This window comes from Endobacter medicaginis, assembly GCF_014192375.1.
GTDB lineage: Bacteria > Pseudomonadota > Alphaproteobacteria > Acetobacterales > Acetobacteraceae > Endobacter > Endobacter medicaginis.
In genome coordinates this window covers 63,159-86,298 of record NZ_JACHXV010000005.1, presented here as the reverse complement: position 1 = coordinate 86,298, position 23,140 = coordinate 63,159, and the positions used below count along the sequence as shown (strand labels likewise).

Genomic DNA, 23,140 nt, shown 5'->3' with positions numbered 1-23,140 from the left:
CGGGTGAAGTGTTTCATTTCCGATCCATGCGGCATTCGGGCGGCTTGCGAAACTGTTGAGCAAACCTGCCCGGCTGCCGCATAGTCGCACGATCGAAACCGCGGCATGTGCACGATCGCGGTCGTTTCAGGGAATGAGGCATGTCCGACAGCCAGGTCTTCCACGTCAAACCGGCGATGGCCGCCTCCGCACAGGTGGACGCGACCCAGTACCGGCTGATGACCAATCACGCCGAACACGACGCGGATGCGTTCTGGCTCGAGCAGGCGCGCACGCGGCTGGACTGGGTGCGCGAGCCCACGCTCGGCTGCAACGCACATTTCTCCGGCGACCACGCGATCCGCTGGTTCGAGGACGGGCTGCTCAACGTGTCGGCCAACTGCCTCGACCGCCATCTCGCCACCCGCGCGGACGACATCGCGCTGATCTGGGTCGGCGACGAGGAGGGGGTCGAGAAGCGGCTGAGCTTCCGCGACCTTCACGAACAGGTCTGCCGCTTCGCGAACGTTCTGAAGGACCAGGGCGTGCGGCGCGGCGACCGGGTGGCGATCTTCCTCCCGATGGTGCCCGAAGCGGCGGTGGCGATGCTGGCCTGCACCCGCATCGGCGCGGTGCATTCCGTGATGTTCGCCGGCTTCTCGGCCAGTTCAGTGGCCGGACGGCTCGAGGATTGCGGGGCGAAGGTGGTCGTCACCGCCGATGAGGGACGGCGCGGCGGCAAGCGGGTGCGGCTGAAGGCCATCATCGACGAGGCGCTCGAAGCCGGGGGCTCGCCGGTCGAGACCGTGATCGTGCTGCGCGTCACCGGCGCCGAAATCGCCCGCCAGCCCGGACGCGATCTCGACTACGCCGAGCTGATGGCGGCCGCCTCGCCCGACTGCACTCCCGAGCCGATGGCCGCCGAGGATCCGCTGTTCATCCTCTACACCTCCGGCTCCACCGGCAAGCCGAAGGGCGTGCTGCACACCACCGGCGGCTATCTGCTCTGGGCGGCCTTCACCCATTCGATCGTGTTCGACTACCGCCCCGGCGAGGTCTACTGGTGCACCGCCGATATCGGCTGGATCACCGGCCATTCGTACGGGATCTACGGCCCGCTCGCCAATGGTGCCACCACGCTGATGTTCGAGGGCGTGCCGACCTACCCCGATGCAGGGCGCTGGTGGCGGATCATCGATCAGTACCAGGTTACCACCTTCTACACCGCGCCGACCGCGATCCGCGCGCTGATGACCGCCGGCGACGCGCCGGTGAAGGCCAGCTCGCGCGCCTCGCTGCGGGTGATCGCCACCGTCGGCGAGACGATCAATCCCGAGGCGTGGCTGTGGTACTACCATGTGGTCGGCGAGGGCCGCGTGCCGCTGGTCGATACCTGGTGGCAGACCGAGACCGGCGGCCACCTGATCGCCGGTCCCGCCGCGATCGTCGCCCAGAAGCCCGGTTCCGCCACGCTGCCGATCCCTGGCGTGCTGCCGGTGCTGCTCGACGAGAAGGGGCAGCCCGTCGAGGGTGAGGGCGAGGGCGCGCTGTGTGTCGCGAAGAGCTGGCCCGGGCAGATGCGCACCCTCTGGGGCGATCACGACCGCTTCATCCAGTCCTATTTTTCCACCTACCCCGGCTACTACTTCTCCGGCGATGGCGGCCGTCGGGATGCGGACGGCTATTACTGGGTGACCGGACGGATGGACGACGTCATCAACGTCTCCGGCCACCGCATCGGCAGCGCCGAGGTGGAATCCGCACTCGCCCATCACCCGGCGGTGGCCGAGGCGGCGGTGGTCGGCGTGCCGCACGACCTCAAGGGGCAGGCGCTGTTCGCCTTCGTCATCCTCTGCGCAAGCGATCTCGCCAGCCTCGACGCCGCCGGTCAGCGCGCGCTGTGCGACGAGCTGGCCCGCCATGCCGGCAGCGTGCTCGGCCGCTATGCCGCCCCTGACCACGTGCTTGTCGTGCCCGACCTGCCCAAGACCCGTTCGGGCAAGATCATGCGACGCGTACTGCGCAAGATCGCCACCAACGAGCTCGACAGCCTCGGCGACACCTCCACCCTCGCCGACCCATCGGTGGTGGATGCGATCGTCGAACGACTGCGCGCCCGCGACGTTGTGACCGCACAATGAGACCGATGACGACCTGACACTTGGCCGGCTCGCCCAAAGCCCGGCTCGGCGCGGCGATCAGCCGCCGCACCGAGGCACATCGCGCCTGGATCGGCGAGCGCGGCGAACTCGTCGGCCGGGCGCGCGGCGCCTCGTCGGTGATCGGTGAGCGGCTCGACCGCCTCGGCTGGTCGCCCTTCCACACGCTGCTGATCTTCGCCCTCGGTGTGACGTGGATCCTCGACGGGCTCGAGGTCACCATCGTCGGCTCGATCGGCCCGGCGCTGAAATCAGCCGCAGCCCTGTCGTTGAGCGACGCGCAGATCGGCGCCGCCGCCTCGGCCTACGTCTTCGGCGCGGTGTGCGGGGCGCTCGGTTTCGGCTGGCTGACCGACCGCTACGGCCGCAAGCCGATGTTCGCCATCACGCTCGGCCTCTATGTGCTCGGCGTCACGCTGAGCGCGCTGTCGGTCGATCACCTCAGTTTCGACGCTGCCCGCCTGCTGACCGGGCTGGGCATCGGCGGCGAATATGCGGCGATCAACTCGGCGATAGACGAGATGATCCCGGCCCGGCTGCGCGGCCGCGTCGATCTCGCCGTCAACGGCAGCTACTGGCTGGGCGCGGCGATGGGGGCGGCCGGCTCGCTGCTGCTGATGGACCCGGCCATCCTCCCCGCCTGGCTCGGCTGGCGCCTCGGCTTCGCCATCGGCGGCGCGCTCGGCCTCGCCGTGATCGTGCTGCGCCGGCACGTGCCGGAAAGCCCGCGCTGGCTGGCACTGCATGGCGAGACCGAACAGGCGGCCGAGGTGCTGGCCGGCATCGAATCCCGCGCGACGGGGCGCGAGGTCGCCCCGGTCGATCTTCCCCCGCCACGACGCTTCGCCACCGGGCTGCTCGCCCTGCTGCACGCGATGGCCACCTCGCACCGTACGCGCAGCCTCTACGTTCTGGTGCTGATGATCGCGCAGGCCTTCCTCTACAACGCGGTGTTCTTCACCTACGGGCTGGTGCTCAACCGCTACGAGGGCGTGCCGGAGGGTCGGATCGGCCTCTATATCCTGCCGCTGGCGATCACCAATTTCGCCGGCCCGCTGCTGCTCGGGCATCTGTTCGACACGATCGGCCGGCGCCGCATGATCGCCGCCACCTACGCCCTCTCGGCGCTGCTGATGGCCGCCGTCGCCCTGGGCCTGGGCGCGGGCAAGCTCACCGCCACCACCCAGACGATCGGCTGGATGGCGGTCTTCTTCTTCGCCTCCGCCGCCGCATCCTCGGCCTATCTGACTGCGTCGGAAGTCTTCCCGCCCGAGAGCCGCGCGCTGGCGATCGCCCTGTTCTACGCCTTCGGCACCATCCTCGGCGGCGTCGGTGCGCCGCTGCTGTTCGGCTGGCTGATCGGGCTGGGCACGATCGGCCCGGTGGTCGGCGGCTACCTCGCCGCTTCTGCCCTCATGAGCGTCGCCGCGATCACCGCGCTGGTGATCGGCGTCGATGCGGAGGGCAAGTCGCTGGAGGAGCTGGCGCTGTAGGTCAGCCCCGCGCGAACTCGTAGAGTGCCACCGCGGCCGCGACCGAGACGTTGAGGCTCTCCATCTGCCCGGGCATGTGCAGCCCGCAGATCTCGTCGCAGCCCTCCCGGGTCAGCCGCCGCAGCCCGTCGCCCTCCGCGCCCAGCACGAGGGCGACCCGCCGCTGGGCGAAATCCTCCCCGCGCAGCACGCCGCCGCCGGCATCCAGCCCGACCACCCACAGCCCCGCCGCCTTGAGCGCTGCCAGCGTGCGCGACAGGTTCACCGCCCGCAGCAGCGGCACGATCTCCAGCGCCCCCGACGCCGCCTTGGCCAGCGCGCCAGTCTCCTCCGGAGCATGGCGCTCCTGCACCACCACCGCCGCCGCACCGAACGCCGCCGCCGAGCGCAGGATCGCGCCCACGTTGCGCGGATCCGTCACCTGGTCGAGCACCAGAACCGGGCCGGGCCGCTCCAGCACCTCCTCCAGACGGGGCACCGGCAGCGGGTCGGCCAGCAGTGCCATGCCCTGATGCACGGTCTCGCGCCCCAGCAGGGCGTCGAGCTTGGCGCGCTCGACCCGCTCCGGGCCCACCGCCCAGGGGCGCGGCACCACCCGCCCGATCGCCGCCTCCGCCTCCTCCGTCACCAGCACCCGGCGCACCCGGCGCGCCGGATTGGCCAGCGCGGACGTCACGGCATGCAGCCCGTAGAGCCAGGGCTCGCCGCCACCCGGTCTGCCGCCCGGCTTGCCGCGGACAGCAGCGGCATTCGCAACAGGGCGGGAGGGTCGGCGCATCGCGATCGGGTTCCAGCTTGCAGGTCAGAGGCCATCTACCCCCTGCCCCGAGGCCGGTTCAAGGCGGAGTGTTGACAAGCAGGGCCGACCGCCCTAGTTCCGACCCCCGGCCGGAAGGGTGCCCGAGTGGCTAAAGGGGGCGGACTGTAAATCCGCTGGCGTACGCCTACGTTGGTTCGAATCCAACCCCTTCCACCATTCCGTGCGCATACTCCATGACCGTCGTCGAGAACCTGCGCTGGAGGTGCCCCATGACCAGGCTCGCCGTGTTCTATCTGGTCTGCCTGCTGGCGGCTCTGGTCGCAGCCGTCTGGATCGCGCGCGCATTCCTGGTGTCGAATTGACCTCCGGCACGGCGGATTGTCGACCGTCGGGAGATTTCCCCGTTGACCCCACCGGTGTGGGTAGCGGATCGTCTGACGCCTCACCGCCGAACCATGGGATCACGATGCCGCCGAAGCCGAAACAGACCAGCACGCGCACCTCCCCTGGCCTCAGCACAGCCGCACCTCCCGTTCCGGCTCCCGGCAGAACGAAGTCCGTGCGCAAGAGCAAGCCGGCGGCCGACGCCCCGCCGAGCCTGCCGCAACCGACCCCGGCCGACACGTTCACCCCGGCCACGAGCGGTTCGGTACCCGCCGTACCGATGGCGCTGTTCTTCGATCGTCCTTTCTATGAGAGGACAAATCCCGACGTGCTCGACTCCGGCATGGACCCGGCGACACATTATTTCGTCTATGGCTACAAGGAGCGTCGCGCGCCCAATCCGCTGTTCGACCCGAACGCCTATCTGCGCGCCAATCCCGACCTGAGCGCCTTCGACGGCGACCTCTTCCTGCACTACATCTTCTACGGCGTCACCGAAGGCCGGCCGATCGCCTGAGCATCCGGACGGCGGCAACTTTGTCGGGCGCTGCCCCGTTGCCCCCGCTCAGCAGCGAGGCAGCGTCTCATGTCCGGTATCCAGTCACCCGTCCGCTTCCGTCCCGACATCGAGACCCCTGAGCCGGACGAAGGCGAGACGGCGGACGGGCTCAATCGGACCTTCGACATCATCCTCGACCGCACCGCCGAGGATTACGGTCATGCCGTGCGCGCCGTGCATGCGAAGGCTCATGCGATCCTCGAAGGCGAACTCAGCATCGATGCCGACCTGCCGCCGGAGCTTGCCCAGGGGCTGTTCGCCCGCCCGGGCACCCACAAGGTGCTGATGCGGCTGTCGACCAATGCCGGCGATATCCTGCCGGACGCGATCAGCCTGCCGCGCGGGCTGGCGATCAAGGTGCTGGATGTCGATGGCGAACGCCTCGAGGGTGCCGAGGGCCGCACGCAGGACTTCATCATGGTCAACGCGCCGGTCTTCGCCGCACCCGATGCCGGGAAATTCCTCGGCAATCTCAAGCTGCTCGCGAAAACCACCGACCGCCTGGAAGGCACCAAGAAAGTGCTCTCAGCCGTGCTGCGCGGCGTCAACACCGCGCTCGGCAGCGTCGGACTCGAGAGCGGCGCGATCGCCTCGCTGGGCGGCGCGCCCAACAGCGAGCCGCTCGGCGAGACCTATTACAGTGCGACGCCGTTCCGTTACGGCGACTACATCGCGAAATTCTCCCTCGCTCCGGTCGCACCGGCGATGACCGCCCTCACCGGCCACACGATCGACATCGACGGCCGCGAGAACGCGATCCGCGAGGATCTGCGCGCCGAGATGCGCGAGATCGACGCCCAGTGGGAATTCCGCGTGCAGCTCTGCCGCGATCTCGAACGCCAGCCGATCGAGGATGCGACGGTCACGTGGGACGAGCAGGAGGCGCCCTATCGCAAGGTCGGCACGCTGCGTGCCGCCGCGCAGGACAGCTGGTCGCCCGAGAAGGTGCAGGCCGTCGACGAGGGCATGCGCTTCAGCGTCTGGACCGGGCTTGCCGCCCATCAGCCGCTGGGCGGCGTCAACCGCGCCCGTCGCAGCGCCTATCAGCACTCGGCAGCGTTCCGCGCCCGCACCAACGGCTGCCCGCTGCACGAACCGGCCGGCTGACCCCTCTTGCGGTGATGCGGCGCGCGTCGCATCACCGCACGATGCGACGCGCGCTTCTTGTTTCCTGCCTGACCCTCCTCGTATTCGGCGGCGACCCGGCCTTCGCATCCGGGCCGGAAAGCTGCTTCGCCACCCTGGCCGCGACCCGAAACGGGACTCTCGGGCGCATCCGCAGCCCGGACATCCTGCCGGGTGGACACGGCGTGGTGTTCCTGCGCAGCGGACCCCGCGATCCGGTCCTGCATCTCTACCGAACCGATCCTGCCGGCACCGGCCTGCGCGAACTCTCCACCGGCCCGGAAGCGCCCGAACAGCTCAGCACGGAGGAAAAGGCACGGCGCGAGCGGGCACGGCTGTCGCTGTCGGGCATCACCGCCATCTTCCCCACACGGGATGGCGCCTCGCTGCTCGCCGTGCGTGGCGGCACGCTGCTGCGCGTCGACACCACCAGCGGGGCCACCACCACCCTGCCCGGATCATGGATCGCCCCACGCCTGTCGCCCGACGGACGCCGGATCGCCGCCGTGCGCGACGACGACCTGCATGTCATCGACCTGGCCAGCGGCGCCGAACATGCGCTCACCACCGGCGGCTCGCGCGATCTCACCCACGGCCTGGCCGAGTTCGCCGCCGCCGAGGAACTCGCCCGCCCCGAAGGCATATGGTGGTCGCCCGACAGCACCACCCTGCTCTACGAGGAAGCCGACAGCCGGGACGTCGAGCTCCACTACATCGCCGATCCCGCACACCCGGAACGCCCGCCCACCGCCTTCCGCTATCCGCGTGCCGGAACCGCCAATGCGAAACTGCGTCTCGGCCTGATCGACGCCTCCGGCGGCCCGACGCGCTGGGTGCAGTGGGATGCGGACGCCTTCCCCTATCTCGGCCGCGTCGTCTGGCGCGGGACCGGCGGCCTGTTCCTCGTCGTGCTCGACCGCGCACAGCGGCAGGAACGCGTCCTGCGCGTGGATCCCGACACCGGGGCCACCACCGCCGTGCTGACCGACACCGACCCCGCCTGGCTCGACCTCACTCCGCTCGACGGCGCCGGCGGCCTCGATTTGCCCTACGCGCTGCCGGGCGGCGACTTCCTCTGGGCGGCGCAGCGCGGTGCGCAATGGCATCTCGAGCGCCACCACGCCGATGGCAGCCTCGCCGCCACCCTTACTCCCGACGCCGCGCCCTATGCCGCGCTGCTCGACGTCGACCCCGCCGGTCATGACGCCATCATCGCCGCCGCTCCCGACCGGCTTGATACCGACCTGCGCCGCCTCGATCTCGATACCGGCCGCATCACCCCGATCGTCACCGAACCCGGCCGACATACCGGCCATTTCAGCCACGATATCCACGACCGGTTCATCGACACGCTCGATGGTGCCGACGGGCGCCACACCACCACCCTGCGCGACCGCGACGGCACCCTGCGCGCCACCCTGCCCGATGCCGCCGAGCCGCTGCCGATGCCGATCCACGCCAGCTTCACCACCGCGGGACCCCGCGCCCTCGACACGCTGGTCATCCGCCCCGACCGGTTCGACCCGCACCATGCCTATCCGGTCGTGCTCTCCGTCTATGGCGGACCGGGCCACAAGCAGGTCAACCGCACCCCCGCCCTGTATGCGCCGGAGCAGTGCCTGGCCGATCGCGGCTATGTCGTGGTGGCCTTGGACGGGCGCGGCACCCCGGGTCGCGACCACGATTTCGAACGCGCCACCCAGGGCGACCTGATCGACGCGCCGCTGACCGACCAGATCGACGCGCTCACCGACCTCGGCCGCCACGACCACAGTCTCGACCTCACCCGCACCGGCATCTACGGCTGGTCGTTCGGCGGCACCTTTGCCGCCATGGCCACGATCCGCCGCCCCGACATCTTCGCCGTCGGCGTCGCCGGCGCCCCGGTGACCGATTTCGCCACCTACGACACCGCCTATACCGAACGCTATCTCGGCACCCCGCAGGCCAACCCCGATGCCTACCGGCTCAGCGCCGTACTGACCTACGCCAGCCAGCTCTCGCGTCCGCTGCTGCTGCTGCACGGCCTCGCCGACGACAACGTCTATTTTCTCAACACCCTGGCTCTCACCCAGGCCCTGCTGCGCGCCGGCAAGCCCTACGATCTGCGCCTGCTGCCCGGCACACACATGCTGACCGACCCGGTCCTGCGCGCCCGCATCGACGAAACCCGCGCCCGATATCTCGACCACGTGCTGCGGCCGTAGGCGGGGGCGCTGCCCCCGCACCCCCGCCAGGAGGCGCAGCCTCCTGGACCTGCGGTCATGGAGGATCGTGGGTACAGGGGCCCGCGATCCCTGCCGGGGCGAGGGGCAGCGCCCCGCCTACGACCCCAGGCGCGCCTCCGGCTTCACGCGGCTGCCGAGAGAGTCGGCGAGCCAGAGCAGGCTGCCGCGCCACAACCCGTAGAGGCGGCTCTGGTGACGCCGATAAAGCAGGGCATGGCCGAGTTGGGCGACGCGGCCTTCGATGAAGCCGCCCTGCAGCAGGCCGACGCGGCCGAGCGTGCCGTAGGCGTCATAGCCGCCGAGGGACACCAGCGAGCCGAAATCGTGGTAGCGGAAATCGGGCACGCGGGCACCGTCGATGATGGCGGGCAGATGCTCGCAGAGATAGACCGCCTGCTGGTAGGCGGCCTGGGCGGTGGTCGGCACCGGGGTGTCGCGGCCGGGGAGCTTTGGGGCTGCGCAGTCGCCCAGCGCGAGAATGTGGCGGTCGCCGGGGGCGACGAGATCGGGGCCGACGACGAGCTGGCCGGTTTTCGACTTGTCCAGCCCGGTGAGGCTGTCGAGCAGGTGAGGCGCGCGGACGCCGGCGGCCCAGACGCGGATGCCGGCATCGACCCGACTGCCATCGGCGAGCTCGAAGCCGGTGGCATCGACACGCTTGACCTGGGCGGAGGTCTTCACGGTGACGCCAAGGCCTTCGAGGGTGGCTTGCGTGGCGGTGGAGATGCGGGGCGGGAACGGGGCGAGGATCCGCGGCCCGGCCTCGATCAGGGTGACGCGCAGGCGGTGGCGCAGGCCGCTGGCGCCGTAATGATCGGCGATGTCGGCGATGCGGATCAGCTCGGCGGCAAGTTCCACGCCGGTCGCGCCGCCGCCGACGATGCCGACGCTGAGGTGATCCGCGCCACCGGCGGCACGCATCAGTTCCGCGCGCAGCCGGTCATTGAAGGCGATCGCCTCACCGCGGGAATCGATGGTGGCGCAGTGTTCGGCCACGCCCGGGGTGCCAAAATCATTGGCGCGGCTGCCGCAGGCAAGCACCAGCGTGTCGTAGCCGATCTCGCGCTCGGGCAGCACGGGCTCGTTGTTGATGGTGACGGCGGCGATGCGCAGTGTTCGGGCGGCACGGTCGATTGCGGTGGCCGCACCCGGCTCGAACTGGAAGCCGGCCTGTCGGGCCTGCACGATATAGGGGGTCTGCTGGAGGGCGGCGTCGGCGGTGCCGGCGGCGATGGTGTGGAGCATCGGCTTCCAGACGTGCGCCGGCTCGCGATCGACGAGGGTAACGGCGTAACGGCTGCGTGTGGCGCGGCCGCGGGCGATGTGGCTGGCGAGGTCCAGCCCGGCAACACCGCCACCGACGATCACAAGACGATGCACTCCGGGCATGCTCGGCCTTCTCTTGTTGGCTTCTATAGAAAGCGTCGGAGAGCGACCTGGGTTGCCAGCCCGATTGCACGATCATGGATCGGTTATCGATCAAAAAACCGCAGCAAGCATTGCTTGACCCCGGCCTGACGTGCCACATCTTGTACGTAGATACAGTTATATGCGTTCAGGGATCGTTGAATATGACCGAGGCACCCGACCGGATCAACGTGCTGTGGTTTCTGCCGACCCATGGCGAGAGCCGCTATCTGGGCACCCAGGAGGGTGGCCGGCATGTCGACCTGGCCTATCTCCAACAGGTGGCGCGGGCAGCGGATTCGCTGGGCTATTACGGCGTGCTGCTGCCAACGGGCCGGAGCTGCGAGGATAGCTGGGTGGTCGCCTCCGCGCTGGTGCCGACCACCCAGCGGCTGCGCTTCCTGGTCGCGGTGCGGCCAGGGCTGCAATCGCCGACGCTGGCCGCGCGCATGACGGCGACGCTGGACCGGCTGTCGGGCGGCCGGCTGCTGATCAACGTGGTGACGGGCGGCGATCCGAAGGAAAATGCCGGCGACGGTCTGCATCTGAGCCACGCCGAGCGCTACGAGGTAACGGACGAGTTCCTCGACATCTACCAGCGCCTGCTGCGCGGCGAGACGGTCGAGCATGTCGGCAAGCATTTCAATATCTCGGACGGGCGGCTGATCTTCCCGCCGCACCAGGCGGGCGGGCCGCCGCTGTATTTCGGCGGCTCGTCGGAGGCCGGCATCGAGGTCGCGGCGAAGCGGGTCGACAAATACCTCACCTGGGGCGAGCCGCCGGCGGCGGTGCGCGAGAAGATCGCCACCGTGCGCGAGGCGGCGGCGAGGCAGGGCCGCGAGGTCAGCTTTGGCATCCGGCTGCATGTGATCGCCCGGGAGACCACGGCGGAAGCGTGGTCGGCCGCCGACCGGCTGATCTCGCGCCTCGACGACGCCACCATCGCCTCGGCGCAGAAGGTGTTCGACCGGCTGGATTCGGTCGGCCAGTCGCGGATGCGCGCTCTGCATGGCGGACGCCGCGACAAGCTCGAGGTCAGCCCCAATCTCTGGGCCGGCGTGGGTCTGGTGCGTGGTGGTGCCGGCACGGCACTGGTCGGCGACGCAGCGACGATCGCCGAGCGGATCGACGAATATCGCCGCGCGGGCTGCGACAGCTTTATCCTGTCGGGCTATCCCCATCTGGAAGAGGCCTACAGCTTCGGCGAACTCGTCCTGCCGCTGCTGCCGACCGTGCATCCGGTGCGTGCCCGGGGCGGTGCGAACAACATGGGGCCGTTCGGCGAGACGATCGCGAACGAACACCGTCCGGTGCTGCAGGCGGCGGCGAGCTGATGAGGCTGACGCGACGCGAGGCGCTGCTGGGCGGGCTAGGCCTCGGCGCCGCAGCCCTCGCGACACCCCCGGCACGTGCGGCGCAATCGGTGACGATCGGCTACCAGCGTTATGGCTCGCTGGTGGTGGTCAAGGAATCCGGCCTGCTCGACCGCACCTTCGCCGCGAAGGGGATCGGCGTGCACTGGGCGCAGTTTCCGGCCGGACCGCCGATGCTGGAGGCGATGATCGGCGGCTCGGTCGATTACGGCTCGGTCGGCGACTGCCCGCCGGTGTTCGCGCAGGCGACCTCTCCGGACACGCTGGTCTATATCGGACACGAGCCACGCAACGGCCATGGCGAGGCGATCCTCACCCGCACCGGCAGTTCGATCCGCAGCGTGAGCGACCTGCGCGGCAAGACCGTGGGTGTGGCGCGCGGATCGAACGCGCACTGGCTGCTGCTGGCCCAGTTGCTGAAGCACGGGCTGGCCTGGAGCGACATCCACCCGGTGTTCCTGCTACCGGCGGCCGGGCGTTCGGCCTATGCGTCGGGACAGCTCGATGCCTGGGCAGTGTGGGACCCATATCTCTCCTCGGCGCTGGACGGCTCGCGGATCGTGGCCACCGCGGAGGATGTCGATGCGGGGGTGGAGTTCTATATCGGCCGGCGTGGCTTCGCATCCGGCCAGCCGGAGCTGCTGAAGCTGATCAACGAGTCCGTCGTCGCCACCGATGAGTGGGCGCAGGCCAACCGCGACAAGGTGGTCGATATCCTGACCCGTACCACGGGGCTCGACCGGGCGGTGGTACAGGCGTCGGTCGAGAAGCTGCCGTTCTCGTTCCAGCCGATCACCCCCGACATCGTGGCACAGCAGCAGCATATCGCGGATTCGTTCTTCAAGTCCGGCGGGCTGCCGGCGAAGCTCGACATCCGCCAGATGCTGCTCGCGAAAAGCTGAGCGAACCCCGCCCGCCCCGGCTGGTTGTGCTGCGGTCGCATGGAGACCGCAGACATCATGACCATTTCCGTACCCGATCCGCGCTCACGTTTCCCGAAAGCGCCGTTCAAGCCGCAGCCGCAGGACTTCCCCGGTCTGTCGGAGCGCATGCAGCCCGAGCCCGATTACGGCGAGGACAGCTACCGCGGCAGTGGGCGGCTGTCCGGGCTGACCGCGCTGGTTACCGGTGCGGATTCCGGCATCGGCCGGGCGGTTGCGCTTGCCTTCGCGAAGGAAGGGGCGAATGTCGCGATCGCCTATCTCGACGAGGAAGCCCCGGACGGTGACGCGGCCGCGCGCTCGGTCGAGGCGGCCGGACGGAGCGTGTTGAAGCTGCCGGGCGATCTTCGCCAGCGTTCGGTCTGCGAGGACCACATCGCCCGCGTGGTCGCAGAATTCGACCGGCTCGACATCCTGGTCAACAACGCCGCCTTCCAGCATCCCTCGCAGGGGCTGGAGGAGATCGACGACACGGAGTGGCACCGGCATTTCGACACCAACGTCCACGCCATGTTCTACCTGACCCGCGCGGCACTGCCGCATCTCAAGCCGGGTGCTGCGATCATCAACACCTCGTCGGTGAACACCAAGACACCGATGCCGATGCTGATCCCCTATTCGATGACCAAGGCGGCGATCGCCAACTTCACCGTCTCGCTGGCGGGCTCGCTGGTCGAGCGCGGCATCCGGGTGAATGCGGTGCTGCCCGGCCCGATCTGGACGCCGTTCATTGCCACCGGCATGCCACCCGACGACCAGAAGAGCTTCGGCTCCCAGGCGCCGATGGGTCGCCCCGGCCAACCGGCCGAACTTGCCGGCGCCTATGTCTATCTGGCTGATCCCGACAACACCTACACCACCGGCGCCCTGCTGCCGGTGCATGGCGGCATGCCGATGCTCTGAGAGGCGATTCAGGCGGCGTGCTCGTGGACATGCAGTGCCGCGAGCAGCCGCCGGCGCAGATCCTCACGCTCGGGTGATGCGTGCCGGCGGGGGCGTGGCAGGTCGACGCGCAGATCGGTGCCGATGCGTCCTCGTTCCAGCACCACCGCGCGATCGGCGAGGGTGAGCGCCTCGTCCACATCATGCGTCACCAGCAGCACCGCGCAGCCATGCCGGGCCCACAGATCCTCCACCAGACCCTGCATGCGCATCCGGGTGAGCGCGTCGAGGGCGGCAAACGGCTCGTCCAGCATCAGCAGCTTCGGCTCGCGCACCAGTGCCCGGGCGAGGGCGACACGCTGCGCCTCGCCGCCCGACAGCGTCAGCGGCCAGGCATCGATGCGATGACCCAGGCCCACCTCCTCCAGCACCGCATGCGCGCGGTCACGGGCGTCGGCGTCGGTCTGGCCGAGGGCGACATTCTGCCACACCCGTTTCCACGGCAGCAGCCGCGCTTCCTGAAACACCACCGAGACCGCGTCCGGCCGCTCGATGCGTCCCTCGGAGACGTCGTCGAGCCCGGCCAGCAGCCGCAGCAGGGTGGATTTTCCCGACCCGCTATGACCGAGCAGGGCGGTGAATGCGCCCGGAGCGATGGTCAGGTCGAGCCGGTCCAGGACCGCAGGCGCCTGGCCGAAACGACGCGTCAGCCCCTCGACACGCACCGCGCTCATGCCCGTCGCTCCGCGCCATACACGGGTCGCCAGGCCAGCAGCCGACGTTCGAGGAACCGGACGAACTGGTCCGAGCCCAGCCCGAGCAACCCGTAGATCGCCAGCCCGACCATGATGATGTCGGTGCGCAGGAAGTCCTGTGCGTCCATCATCATGTGGCCGATACCGCTTTGCGCGTTGACCTGTTCGGCGACCACCAGCATCAGCCACGAGATGCCGACCGCGAAGCGGAACCCGACCAGCAGATCGGGCAGCGCCCCGGGCAGCACCACATCCCGGATCGTCTGCGCGCGCGTGAGATTCAGCGTGCGCGCCATCTCCAGCAGCTTCGGATCGAGGCCGCGAATACCCTTGTGCAGGTTCAGGTAGATCGGAAACACCGCACCGAGGGCGACCAGCGCGATCTTCGGCGTCTCGCCGATGCCGAACCACAGGATGAACAGCGGCACCAGCGCCAGCGCTGGCAGGGTGCGCAGGATCTGCATCGGCGCGTCCACCACCTCCTCGCCGATCCGCGACAGGCCGGAGACCAGCCCGAGCCCGATGCCGACGACGACGGCGATCGCCAGCCCCAGCCCGGCGCGGCCGAGCGAGACGCCGAGATTGACCGGCAGCGTACCGTCCTGAAGCAGTGACCAGAACGTGACCGCAATCTGCGCGGGCGAGGCCAGCAAACGCGCCGGGATCAGCCCCGCCGAGCAACCGGCCTGCCAGATCACCAGCAGCAGCAGCGGCGAGGCCAGCCGGCGCAGCCCAGGCAGGAGGATCGCGCCCTGACGACGCAAGCCGGGCGACACGCCGGCGCGCGCGCTCGTGTGCCGCCGGGCGATATAACGAGTCCGGATCGCTGTTTCAGACATGAAAATACCCGCGCTGTCTGGCGAGGATATTATATCACGACAGCGATTTGGGTAGCTTGAAATTCACACTGTCAGACATTGTGATTTCTTGATCTACCCCGGGTCGAGCACGCGCGCCTCCTCGGGCAGCATGATCGGGATGCCGTCGCGGACCTCGAAGGCGAGCCCCGCCGCGTCGCTGACCAGCTCGCCTGCTTCGGCGTCGTAGCGCAGCGCGGTGCGTGTGACCGGGCAGACCAGGATCTCGAGCAGCAGCGGATCGAGCGGCACCTTCGCACCGCTCTCGGGGCCGGATGTCTCGTCGGTCATCTCGGCCTCCCTCTCAGCTGAACAGCAGCGCGGAAAGACGCCGGCGATAACGCAGCGTGGCCGGGTCGGCGGCTCCCCAGGCATCGAAGAAGCGGATGAGTTGTGCCCGCGCCGCGCCCTCGTTCCAGGCGCGGTCGCGGCGCAGGATCTCGAGCAGCCCTTCGGCCGCGGCCTCGCGCTGACCATTGGCGTTCTGGGCGGTCGCAAGATCGTAGCGCGCCTGGAGGTCGTCGGGCGCCTCCGCCACCTTCTCCTCCAACCCGGCAAGGGCGGCGCGGGCCTCGCGGCCCTCCACCGAAAGGGTGAAGGCATTCTTCGCCGCGGTGATCTCGGCGTGCTCGGCGAGCTTGGCCGGCACCTGGGCGATCGCCTCGCTGGCCGACTCGTCGTCTTCCAGCCCGACCAGGGCGCGGATCAGCCCACCCCAGGCCTCCGGCGATTCCGGGTCCTGCTCGAGCGACTGGCTGAAGAGCTGCGCTGCGAGATCGAATTGCTGGTCTTGGAAAGCGGCCTTCGCCTCGCCGAAGAGATCTGCGGCCGGCATCGCCCCACCGGCGAGCTTGAGCAGCGCCTCGACGAAGCGCTTGATCTCGCTCTCGGGCAGTGCGCCGGAGAAGAGGTCGGCGATCTGCCCTTGCCAGAACGCGGCAACAGTGGGGACCGACTGCATCGGCAGACCGAGCTGGCTGAGCTGGGCGACGAGGGCCTGATTGCGATCGACGTCGATCTTGACCAGCCGCACGCGTCCACCGGCGGCCCGCACCACCTTCTCCAGCGCAGGCGTGAGTGTCTTGCACGGGCCGCACCAGGTTGCCCAGAAATCGACGATCACCGGCACGTCGCGCGAGGCGTCGATCACCTCGTCGACGAAAGTCTCCTGGCTGCCGTCGATGATGGAAGCGGATGCAGGCGCCGACGCCGCAGCCAGCCCCGATGACGGCGCGGACGCAGGCGCCGGCGCGCGGGCGGGTACCCTGCCGGGCTTCCCGATGATCAGATCCTCGTCAAATGCCATCTGCGGCACTCCTTCAAGCGCGAGCTTCACGTGGCGGTGAAGATCGTCTCCCTGCCCCGCCACCGCAACCACAGCAGCTCTGCGCGGACGTTGTTTTTTTGCCCAAGGCCCCTTGCGCTTCCCGACCAACCTCAATAGAACCCCGCTCCACGGAGCGCGGGCGTAGCTCAGGGGTAGAGCACAACCTTGCCAAGGTTGGGGTCGTGGGTTCGAATCCCATCGCCCGCTCCAGATTTTCCAAGGAAAATCAGACGGATACGAGGAAGCCGCCGCAAGGCGGCTTTCGTCGTTTTGGGGTGTGGTGTCCACATGGTGTCCACCGCGAGGCTGAATCTGTGATGGCCTTAGCGGAGACACACACTTGTTTTGCGGTCCTGATCGCGCCGTCAATTCGTATCAATCGTTATTGTCGGCGTGCGCGGCTCACATCGGTACTCTGCGCTTATTGCCGTCGAGCAAGGCGCAGACCATCCCTGAAATTCAGGACCAGAAGAGTAAGATTGATAGAGCCGGCCAGAAGTTCGAGCGCCTGTATACTGTAGAATGGCCAACCGAATCGTGATGCCGCCGCGCGGGCGGCCAGAAACAGCGCACACGGTACGAGAACGCAAATCCCGTTGAGGCCGATGATCCGCATACGGCGGAGTTTCACGAGTGCCAGACCACGCGGAGCCCCACTTGTCGCGCGATAGCCCGAAAGCCCCGTTGTGGCGAGACATGGGACCAGGACCAATAATCCCCAGAGGATCGCACGCTTGACTGTGCTGATAATCGAGGCGTCGCCATAGAGTTCTGCGACGACCGAGGCAGTCATGAAACTGCCAATACAAAGGATCGACAGGCTTTCCTGTCACACGATGGAGACGGCGGAGAAGCGTTGGCATGATATGATCCTTGCTTCCTGAAGAGAAGGTCTTTTACATAGCAAGCCATGAAAGAAGATAGCAAGCCATATAAATGGCCGTCCCGAACCGACTCCCTTGGCTATATGGTCAACTGGGCCGCCCGGCTTTTTGCTCGTGAGATGGATGAAGCACTGCGGCCCTTTGGCCTCATGTCCGGTCAGCTACCGGTGATCTTCGCGTTGGCGGACGGCAAGACACGGAGCCAGCGTGAACTGGTGAACCTCGCGGCCGTCGAGCAATCCACGATGGCGAAGACCCTTTCACGAATGGAACGGGACGGGCTGATCGAACGCAAGCCGGATCCGAACGATCGCAGAAGCACGACGATATCGCTATCGCCATTAATGTCTGTCAGGTTGCCGGAGGTTGCGGCAGCCGTGGCGGTCATCAACGCCCGGAGCCATACGCATCTCTCGGAGGAGGAAGGTGAACGACTGCTTGATCTGCTTCACTGGGCGATCAAGGGTCTAGCAGAGAGGCCATGACGCAGATTTCCGATAACCGATGCACGCCTCTTACAATCATGGAAATGCGGCACAACACTCTGGACATCGCACATCAATGGAAATTCCGCGATCGAACTATGATGACGTCATCCGGGTGATGTCTGTCGCTTGGGGTGCCACCATTTGAGCGGTTTCCAACATCGGCGAGTAGTCCCGACTGGTCGATGATCTCCAGAGCGATCAGATGAATCACCTCGCCCTCCTTCTGAAGCCTCCCCTTCACAGCCACCATGCTGGCGGACAGGACCACCGGCCGGAATTTCTCGAAGGTGTCTGCCCAAATGATGACATTCAGCGTCGCCGTCTCGTCCTCCAGCGTCATAAAAACCACGCCTTTTGAAGAACCCGGACGCTGACGCACCAGGACGATTCCGGCTGCCGTCAGCCGCTTGCCATCCCTGGCATTGATTGCGTCCCGGCACGACAGGATGTCATCGCGCCTCAGATCATCCCGCAGAAAGGCAACCGGATGGTCCCGCAGGGTCAGGCCGATACGGTTATAGTCCCGTGCCACCTCGGCGCCGGCCCGCATGGGCTGGAGCAGGACATCCGGTTCCTTTGCTTCCCGGACGATCTCCGCAGCCGCGAACAAGGGCAACGGTTCATCCCGTAGCGCCTTGATCGCCCACAGAGCCTCACGCCGTGCCAGCCCGAACCCCGCACGAAACGCATCCGCCTCGGCCAGGTGGGTCAGGGCAGCGGCCTTCACGCCGGATCGTCGCCACAGATCGTCTATCGACACGAAGGGCCGATTCCCACGGGCCGCCACGATCCGCGCGGCATCCTCATTGGCCAGTCCCTTCACCAGGTTCATCCCGAGCCGCACCGCAAACAGGCCGTTCGCCCGTTCCGGCCCTTCAAGGATGGCCTCCCAGCGTGACCGGTTCACACAGATAGGCCGGACTTCCACCCCATGCGCCTGGGCGTCGCGGACGAGTTGGGCCGGCGCGTAGAAGCCCATCGGCTGGCTGTTCAGCAATGAGGCCAGGAACACGTCCGGATGGCGGCATTTCATCCACGATGACGAATAGGCCAGGATGGCGAATGACGCGGCATGGCTCTCCGGGAAGCCATAGGAGCCGAAGCCCTCAAGCTGCTGGTAGATACGCTCGGCGAATTCCTCCGGATATCCGTTCTCCCTCATGCCTTCGAGCAGGCGGGTCTGGAATTTCGAGACCGTCCCGGTGTTCTTGAAGGTCGCCATCGCACGCCTGAGTTGATCGGCCTCGGCCGCCGTGAACCCGGCACATACCATGGCCACCTGCATGACCTGTTCCTGAAAAAGCGGCACGCCGAGGGTCCGCTTCAGGACTTCCTCCAGTTCCGGGGTCGGGTAATCGGGCTGCTCCAGGCCCTCCCGCCGGCGCAGATACGGATGAACCATATCGCCCTGGATCGGTCCGGGACGGACGATGGCGACCTCGATCACCAGGTCATAATAGGTCCGGGGCTTCAGGCGCGGCAGCATCGACATTTGCGCCCGGCTCTCGATCTGGAACACGCCGATCGTGTCTGCCTTGCGGATCATGGCGTAGGTCCGCGGGTCTTCGGCCGGAATGGTCTGGAGCGTGAAGCGCTGCCCCTTGTGTTCGGCGAGCAGGTCCAGTCCCTTCTTCATGCAGGTCAGCATGCCAAGCGCCAGCACATCAACCTTCATGAATTTCAGCGCGTCGATGTCGTCCTTGTCCCACTCGATGGTCTGGCGATTCTCCATCGCCGCCGGTTCGATCGGCACCAGTTCGTCCAGCCGGTCATGGGTCAGCACGAAGCCGCCCGGATGCTGGGACAGATGACGCGGCACGCCAATCAGGGCACGCGCCAGATCGAGCGTCAGACGGATACGCCGGTCAGTCAGGTCGATTCCGGTCTCGGCGAATTTCTCCGCATCGACCTCGCGCGACCAGCCCCATATCTGTTTCGACAGCAGGGTGATCAGGTCTTCCGGCAGCCCCATCACCTTGCCCACATCACGGAGAGCCCCCTTGGCCCGATACCGGGTGACCACGGCGGTCAGTGCCGCGCGGGTGCGACCGTAATGGTCATAGATCCACTGGATGATTTCCTCGCGACGGGCATGCTCGAAATCCACGTCGATGTCCGGCGGCTCGCCCCGCTCTTCCGAGATGAACCGCTCGAACAGCAATGTCGTCCGCGACGGGTCGATCGCCGTGATGCCCAGCACGAAACAGACAGCGCTATTGGCCGCCGATCCGCGACCCTGGCACAGAATGCCCCGCCGCCTCGACTCGCGAACGATGCTGTTCACCGTCAGGAAGTAGGGCGCGTAGGACATGCGCCCGATCAGCGCCAGTTCATGGCGGAGAATTTCAGCCACGTCCTCGGGGATGCCATCCGTATAGAAGGCTCTCGCACCTTCCCACGTCAGGGCTTCCAGTGCTTCCTGGGGTGTCTGGCCCGGCGTCGTGATTTCATCGGGATATTGATACGCTAGATCGTCGAGGCTGAACCGGCAGCGTTCGACGATCTCCATGCTCCGGTCGATCGCTTCGGGATATCGCGAGAACAGGCGCGCGATTTCCTGGGGCGGCTTGAGATAGCGATCGGCATGACGCTCACGGACGAAGCCAGCCCGGTCTATGGTCGTATTATGCCGAACACAGGTGACGACATCCTGGAGAATGCGGCGGTCATGGATATCGAACAGCACGTCATTGGTGACGACGGTCTTCACCCGGCGCGCATGGGCCATATTCGCCAATTCATAGAGCCGCATCTGATCATTCGGCCGGCGGCGCAGGGTCAGTGCCATATAGGCCCGGTCCCCGAAGGCATCCCGCAGCTTCCGCAGATGCAGGGCGCAGTCCTCGCCGGCGACATCCGGCACCAGCACGGCCTGAAGTCCGTCGCCCCACTCGGCCAGATCGGCCCAGTTCAGCAGGCATTTCCCCTTGCCGGCGCGCGCCTTGCCGATCGACAGCAGCCGACATAAGCGGCCATAGGCGGCGCGGTCCATCGGATAGACCAGGACCGGCGGAAAGTCGGCGAGGTCGAGCCGGCATCCGACCACCAGCCGCATGCCGGTATCTTTCGCGGCGATGTGGGCCTGGACGATGCCGGCCAGTGTGTTGCGGTCGGTGATCCCGATGGCGGAAAGTCCGAGACGTTTGGCCTGGGCAAACAGTTCGGCAGGCGCAGACACGCCCCGCAGGAACGAGAAATAGCTGGTGACCTGAAGCTCGGCATAGCGGGTCATGCGAACAGCCCGTGCATGAACCATCTCTGCGAGCCGGTTTCTCCATGTTCGCCATCACCCTCGCGGAAGACCCAGAATCGGTCGCCGGCCGTGTCCTCGATCCGGAAATAATCCCGCGCGATCGTCAGTTCCGTATCACCCTTCCACCATTCGCCGAAGACGCGCTCAGGCCCGTCGGCGCAGCGCACGCGATGCCGGATACCGCGCCAGATAAAGAAGATCGGCGGCTGGTCCGGCAATTCGGCCATGGCCTGGACAGGTTCCGGCCGGGAAAGCAGCCGGGTCGGTCGTGGCCATCCGACCGGCCAGGTGGCGCCGTCATCCGGAGCCAGTGCCGGCACCCGGCAGACCGACCGCTCGGGAATGTCGCTCTCCACAGGGGCAAACCGGTAGAGCGATTCCCCACCGACGCGATTGGCCAGCGTGTCGATCAGGCCGGAGATGTCGGCTTCTTCCTCTTCGATCAGCGAGGAAACCCGCTGCCTGACCTCCATCGGCTCGGCCAGGACGGCGACCAGTTCCATGCGCTCAATGCCATAGCCCGGATCGATCGTCTCGATCTTCTCGCACAGCAGGCGCGTCAGATGCTTCGCGTCCCTTGCCGGCCGGGCCGTGGCGATCCGGATCGTCTGGGTTTGGCTGTCCAACCGGTGCAACAGGAGGTCGAGCAGCCGTATGCCGTCGCCCCTGGCATCCAGCCCTTCACACAGGAGGGGGACCAGCTTGCCGATGTAGCGGGCGATGGTTTCGGCGGCACCGATCGGTTCGGCGAAATTGCGCGCGACAGAAACCGGATCGACCGGACGCACGGCCTGGATCGGTTCGGCGACGCGCCCGTAGGCCTGGTCGAGACGGCGTGTGAGTTCCGGCCCGAACCGCAGGGTCAGCGGCGCGCGCGGCATGGCGGCCAGCTTGCCGATCCGGGAGATACCCAGCGTCCGCAACCCTTCGATGACGGCAGCCGGAAGCCGCAATGCCTCGATCGGCAGGCCGGACAGCACATCGGGGATGCCGCCTTCGGGCACAATGATGATCCGGCCGCGTCCATATCTGGCCAGGGCATGGGCGGCACCCCAGGTTCCGGCGATCGTGGCCTTGGCGGTAAAGCCTGAATCAGCCAGGCGCCGGACCACGGCTTCCAGCATTGCCGGCTCGCCGCCATGCAGATGATCCGCGCCGGTCGTATCCATTACAATGCCATCAGGCAGTCCGCCGGATGCGTCCACGGCCACGATCGGCGCGATCCGCCGCTGGAACCAGAGGGCCAGAGCCTCCAGCCCGGCACGGTCGCCCTCGGGATCGGCCTCCATGATGGTCAGATCGGGATAGAGCGCATTCGCCTTCGCAACCGGGGTTCCGGGTGTCACCCCGATCTTGCGGGCATCAAGGTCGGCGGACATGACGACGCGACGGCTGCCTTCCCGGCCGGCCAGGGCCAGCGGTGTCTCAGGCGCGGCGTTGCCCAGCTTCTTCCTGATGCGTTCCGTCGGCCAGAGCGGCAGGTAGAGCGACACCACACGATTCGATCCTCCCGTTGGCATCGCACCCCTCCACCTCGAAATCCGCGCATTCCCCCGATCGCGCGCGTAGCAGTTCCAGCATCCACCGGGGCCGTTCCACACCTGGCACGGGAAGCGACGCGAATGGCAGGACCGAGACCCGCCAGCGTGTGGTGCTGGCTGTCGGCTGCCCGAAATCGGCGGCTTCCGTCTGGCGGCGCCATCTCCGGACAGCCAGGCCGATGGTCCCGGTTCCCTCGGCCGCGATCTGCAAGCGCCGCGAGGCCGTCATCGTCAGTCGCCCGACCTCGGCGACCACGGACCCCAGCCCGCCATGTCGCAGACCTTCCTCGAAGCAGGCCAGGGCGTCGTTGTCCGAGGATGCTTCAACGTGGATGACCCGGCGAGCGGCCAGTCCGGCCTGATCGAGAGCCGGCGCGAAGATGTCCTGCCGGGTGACGATCCACAGCACCTTGCCTCTGGTCCGGCCGGCAATCCCTGCGGCGAACAGGGCCGCAGCCGTGGCGTTGAGGGCGTCAGTCCCGCCACCGGCCACCTCATGAAGCGCGCCCAGGACCAGGCCGCCACCCGGTAACCTCGCGTCGATCTCCTTCACGCCGAATGGCAGGACGGCGCGTTTATGGCTTTTGTGTCCTTCGAGCCGGGCAATGGTCGCCTGAAGCGCTTCCAGGGCGGGCTTCTTCCGGGCTGGGCTCCCTTTCGTGGTCATCTCGAATCCGTCCGATGCTGGCGGCGTCAGTAGCTATATGTTCATGGTTTGTTCCTAACGCGCGATAAGAGTCAAGGC

The 23,140-nt window shown here is 67.4% G+C and carries 19 protein-coding genes and 2 tRNA genes; 11 read left to right on the top strand and 10 right to left on the bottom strand.

From position 1 onward, the window contains the following. Positions 1–140: 140 nt before the first annotated feature. Together acs and FHR90_RS07900 are read left to right on the top strand one after the other, a co-directional pair. Entirely contained in the window at positions 141–2,120 is a 1,980-nt protein-coding gene (gene acs / locus FHR90_RS07905) for an acetate--CoA ligase (RefSeq protein ID WP_176625361.1), read from the top strand. A 20-nt stretch (positions 2,121–2,140) separates the two neighbouring features. After that, positions 2,141–3,631: an MFS transporter gene (locus FHR90_RS07900; RefSeq protein ID WP_246330113.1), complete on the top strand. Its 1,491-nt coding sequence runs from the start codon at positions 2,141–2,143 to the stop codon at positions 3,629–3,631. A 1-nt stretch (position 3,632) separates the two neighbouring features. Here the strand turns inward: FHR90_RS07900 and FHR90_RS07895 are convergent, their stop codons facing one another. Beyond that, positions 3,633–4,409, bottom strand: a complete 777-nt coding sequence (locus tag FHR90_RS07895; protein ID WP_183275014.1) for a TrmH family RNA methyltransferase — start codon at positions 4,407–4,409, stop codon at positions 3,633–3,635. 112 nt (positions 4,410–4,521) lie between these two features. Between FHR90_RS07895 and FHR90_RS07890 the strand changes: the two genes are divergently transcribed. The 4 genes from FHR90_RS07890 to FHR90_RS07875 all read left to right on the top strand — a co-directional run bounded on the left by FHR90_RS07890 (position 4,522) and on the right by FHR90_RS07875 (position 8,666). Continuing rightward, a tRNA-Tyr gene (locus FHR90_RS07890) sits at positions 4,522–4,607 on the top strand. Between the two features lie 343 nt (positions 4,608–4,950). Then, positions 4,951–5,292: a hypothetical protein gene (locus tag FHR90_RS07885; protein ID WP_176621532.1), complete on the top strand. Its 342-nt coding sequence runs from the start codon at positions 4,951–4,953 to the stop codon at positions 5,290–5,292. Positions 5,293–5,361: 69 nt separating this feature from the next. Further along, the gene (locus FHR90_RS07880) at positions 5,362–6,441 is read left to right on the top strand and encodes a catalase family protein (protein ID WP_176621531.1); all 1,080 of its coding nucleotides are present in this window, start codon (positions 5,362–5,364) and stop codon (positions 6,439–6,441) included. Positions 6,442–6,482: 41 nt separating this feature from the next. Then, positions 6,483–8,666 (top strand): S9 family peptidase, encoded by a 2,184-nt coding sequence (locus tag FHR90_RS07875; protein WP_176621530.1) that lies wholly within the window; start codon positions 6,483–6,485, stop codon positions 8,664–8,666. Positions 8,667–8,783: 117 nt separating this feature from the next. Here FHR90_RS07875 and FHR90_RS07870 read toward each other — a convergent pair whose 3' ends face one another. Beyond that, entirely contained in the window at positions 8,784–10,076 is a 1,293-nt protein-coding gene (locus FHR90_RS07870; RefSeq protein ID WP_176621529.1) for an NAD(P)/FAD-dependent oxidoreductase, read from the bottom strand. Between the two features lie 182 nt (positions 10,077–10,258). Between FHR90_RS07870 and ssuD the strand changes: the two genes are divergently transcribed. Genes ssuD through FHR90_RS07855 form a run of 3 tightly spaced genes read left to right on the top strand, consistent with a single transcriptional unit; the run spans position 10,259 to position 13,311 of the window. Further along, the gene (gene ssuD, locus FHR90_RS07865; protein ID WP_176621528.1) at positions 10,259–11,428 is read left to right on the top strand and encodes an FMNH2-dependent alkanesulfonate monooxygenase; all 1,170 of its coding nucleotides are present in this window, start codon (positions 10,259–10,261) and stop codon (positions 11,426–11,428) included. Then, positions 11,428–12,369, top strand: a complete 942-nt coding sequence (locus FHR90_RS07860) for an aliphatic sulfonate ABC transporter substrate-binding protein (protein ID WP_176621527.1) — start codon at positions 11,428–11,430, stop codon at positions 12,367–12,369. Before ssuD ends, FHR90_RS07860 begins: the two co-directional genes overlap by 1 nt. 57 nt (positions 12,370–12,426) lie before the next feature. Next, positions 12,427–13,311 carry an SDR family oxidoreductase gene (locus FHR90_RS07855; RefSeq protein WP_246330112.1) on the top strand — a complete coding sequence of 295 codons (885 nt, stop codon included), beginning with the start codon at positions 12,427–12,429 and terminating at the stop codon, positions 13,309–13,311. Between the two features lie 8 nt (positions 13,312–13,319). Here the strand turns inward: FHR90_RS07855 and FHR90_RS07850 are convergent, their stop codons facing one another. The 4 genes from FHR90_RS07850 to FHR90_RS07835 all read right to left on the bottom strand — a co-directional run bounded on the left by FHR90_RS07850 (position 13,320) and on the right by FHR90_RS07835 (position 16,208). After that, the gene (locus FHR90_RS07850; protein WP_176621526.1) at positions 13,320–14,024 is read right to left on the bottom strand and encodes an ABC transporter ATP-binding protein; all 705 of its coding nucleotides are present in this window, start codon (positions 14,022–14,024) and stop codon (positions 13,320–13,322) included. After that, entirely contained in the window at positions 14,021–14,884 is an 864-nt protein-coding gene (locus tag FHR90_RS07845; RefSeq protein ID WP_176621525.1) for an ABC transporter permease, read from the bottom strand. Before FHR90_RS07845 ends, FHR90_RS07850 begins: the two co-directional genes overlap by 4 nt. A gap of 93 nt (positions 14,885–14,977) precedes the next feature. Further along, the gene (locus tag FHR90_RS07840) at positions 14,978–15,193 is read right to left on the bottom strand and encodes a Trm112 family protein (RefSeq protein WP_176621524.1); all 216 of its coding nucleotides are present in this window, start codon (positions 15,191–15,193) and stop codon (positions 14,978–14,980) included. A gap of 13 nt (positions 15,194–15,206) precedes the next feature. Beyond that, positions 15,207–16,208: a tetratricopeptide repeat protein gene (locus FHR90_RS07835; protein ID WP_176621523.1), complete on the bottom strand. Its 1,002-nt coding sequence runs from the start codon at positions 16,206–16,208 to the stop codon at positions 15,207–15,209. Between the two features lie 156 nt (positions 16,209–16,364). Between FHR90_RS07835 and FHR90_RS07830 the strand changes: the two genes are divergently transcribed. Then, a tRNA-Gly gene (locus FHR90_RS07830) sits at positions 16,365–16,439 on the top strand. Between the two features lie 211 nt (positions 16,440–16,650). On the opposite strand, the gene FHR90_RS07825 is transcribed toward FHR90_RS07830, so the two are convergent. Continuing rightward, positions 16,651–17,022: a hypothetical protein gene (locus FHR90_RS07825; protein WP_010668705.1), complete on the bottom strand. Its 372-nt coding sequence runs from the start codon at positions 17,020–17,022 to the stop codon at positions 16,651–16,653. Between the two features lie 117 nt (positions 17,023–17,139). Between FHR90_RS07825 and FHR90_RS07820 the strand changes: the two genes are divergently transcribed. After that, positions 17,140–17,598 (top strand): MarR family winged helix-turn-helix transcriptional regulator, encoded by a 459-nt coding sequence (locus FHR90_RS07820; RefSeq protein ID WP_010668704.1) that lies wholly within the window; start codon positions 17,140–17,142, stop codon positions 17,596–17,598. 73 nt (positions 17,599–17,671) lie between these two features. On the opposite strand, the gene FHR90_RS07815 is transcribed toward FHR90_RS07820, so the two are convergent. Genes FHR90_RS07815 through FHR90_RS07805 form a run of 3 tightly spaced genes read right to left on the bottom strand, consistent with a single transcriptional unit; the run spans position 17,672 to position 23,062 of the window. Beyond that, positions 17,672–20,833: an error-prone DNA polymerase gene (locus FHR90_RS07815; RefSeq protein ID WP_026200119.1), complete on the bottom strand. Its 3,162-nt coding sequence runs from the start codon at positions 20,831–20,833 to the stop codon at positions 17,672–17,674. After that, positions 20,830–22,350: a DUF6504 family protein gene (locus tag FHR90_RS07810; protein WP_266152726.1), complete on the bottom strand. Its 1,521-nt coding sequence runs from the start codon at positions 22,348–22,350 to the stop codon at positions 20,830–20,832. The genes FHR90_RS07815 and FHR90_RS07810 overlap by 4 nt, the downstream gene beginning before the upstream one ends. After that, on the bottom strand, positions 22,280–23,062 hold the full coding sequence (locus FHR90_RS07805; RefSeq protein WP_176621522.1) for an ImuA family protein: 783 nt from the start codon (positions 23,060–23,062) through the stop codon (positions 22,280–22,282). The genes FHR90_RS07810 and FHR90_RS07805 overlap by 71 nt, the downstream gene beginning before the upstream one ends. Positions 23,063–23,140: the final 78 nt, after the last annotated feature.

Excerpts from the sequence above, each read along its gene's own strand:
- FHR90_RS07840 (WP_176621524.1), bottom strand. The coding sequence starts at position 15,193 with ATGACCGACGAGACATCCGGCCCCGAGAGCGGTGCGAAGGTGCCGCTC.
- FHR90_RS07805 (WP_176621522.1), bottom strand. The coding sequence starts at position 23,062 with ATGACCACGAAAGGGAGCCCAGCCCGGAAGAAGCCCGCCCTGGAAGCG.
- FHR90_RS07895 (WP_183275014.1), bottom strand. The coding sequence starts at position 4,409 with ATGCGCCGACCCTCCCGCCCTGTTGCGAATGCCGCTGCTGTCCGCGGC.
- acs (WP_176625361.1), top strand. The coding sequence starts at position 141 with ATGTCCGACAGCCAGGTCTTCCACGTCAAACCGGCGATGGCCGCCTCC.
- FHR90_RS07820 (WP_010668704.1), top strand. The coding sequence starts at position 17,140 with ATGAAAGAAGATAGCAAGCCATATAAATGGCCGTCCCGAACCGACTCC.
- FHR90_RS07870 (WP_176621529.1), bottom strand. The coding sequence starts at position 10,076 with ATGCCCGGAGTGCATCGTCTTGTGATCGTCGGTGGCGGTGTTGCCGGG.
- FHR90_RS07875 (WP_176621530.1), top strand. The coding sequence starts at position 6,483 with ATGCGACGCGCGCTTCTTGTTTCCTGCCTGACCCTCCTCGTATTCGGC.
- FHR90_RS07855 (WP_246330112.1), top strand. The coding sequence starts at position 12,427 with ATGACCATTTCCGTACCCGATCCGCGCTCACGTTTCCCGAAAGCGCCG.
- FHR90_RS07850 (WP_176621526.1), bottom strand. The coding sequence starts at position 14,024 with ATGAGCGCGGTGCGTGTCGAGGGGCTGACGCGTCGTTTCGGCCAGGCG.
- ssuD (WP_176621528.1), top strand. The coding sequence starts at position 10,259 with ATGACCGAGGCACCCGACCGGATCAACGTGCTGTGGTTTCTGCCGACC.
- FHR90_RS07845 (WP_176621525.1), bottom strand. The coding sequence starts at position 14,884 with ATGTCTGAAACAGCGATCCGGACTCGTTATATCGCCCGGCGGCACACG.
- FHR90_RS07880 (WP_176621531.1), top strand. The coding sequence starts at position 5,362 with ATGTCCGGTATCCAGTCACCCGTCCGCTTCCGTCCCGACATCGAGACC.
- FHR90_RS07815 (WP_026200119.1), bottom strand. The coding sequence starts at position 20,833 with ATGACCCGCTATGCCGAGCTTCAGGTCACCAGCTATTTCTCGTTCCTG.
- FHR90_RS07835 (WP_176621523.1), bottom strand. The coding sequence starts at position 16,208 with ATGGCATTTGACGAGGATCTGATCATCGGGAAGCCCGGCAGGGTACCC.
- FHR90_RS07825 (WP_010668705.1), bottom strand. The coding sequence starts at position 17,022 with ATGACTGCCTCGGTCGTCGCAGAACTCTATGGCGACGCCTCGATTATC.
- FHR90_RS07860 (WP_176621527.1), top strand. The coding sequence starts at position 11,428 with ATGAGGCTGACGCGACGCGAGGCGCTGCTGGGCGGGCTAGGCCTCGGC.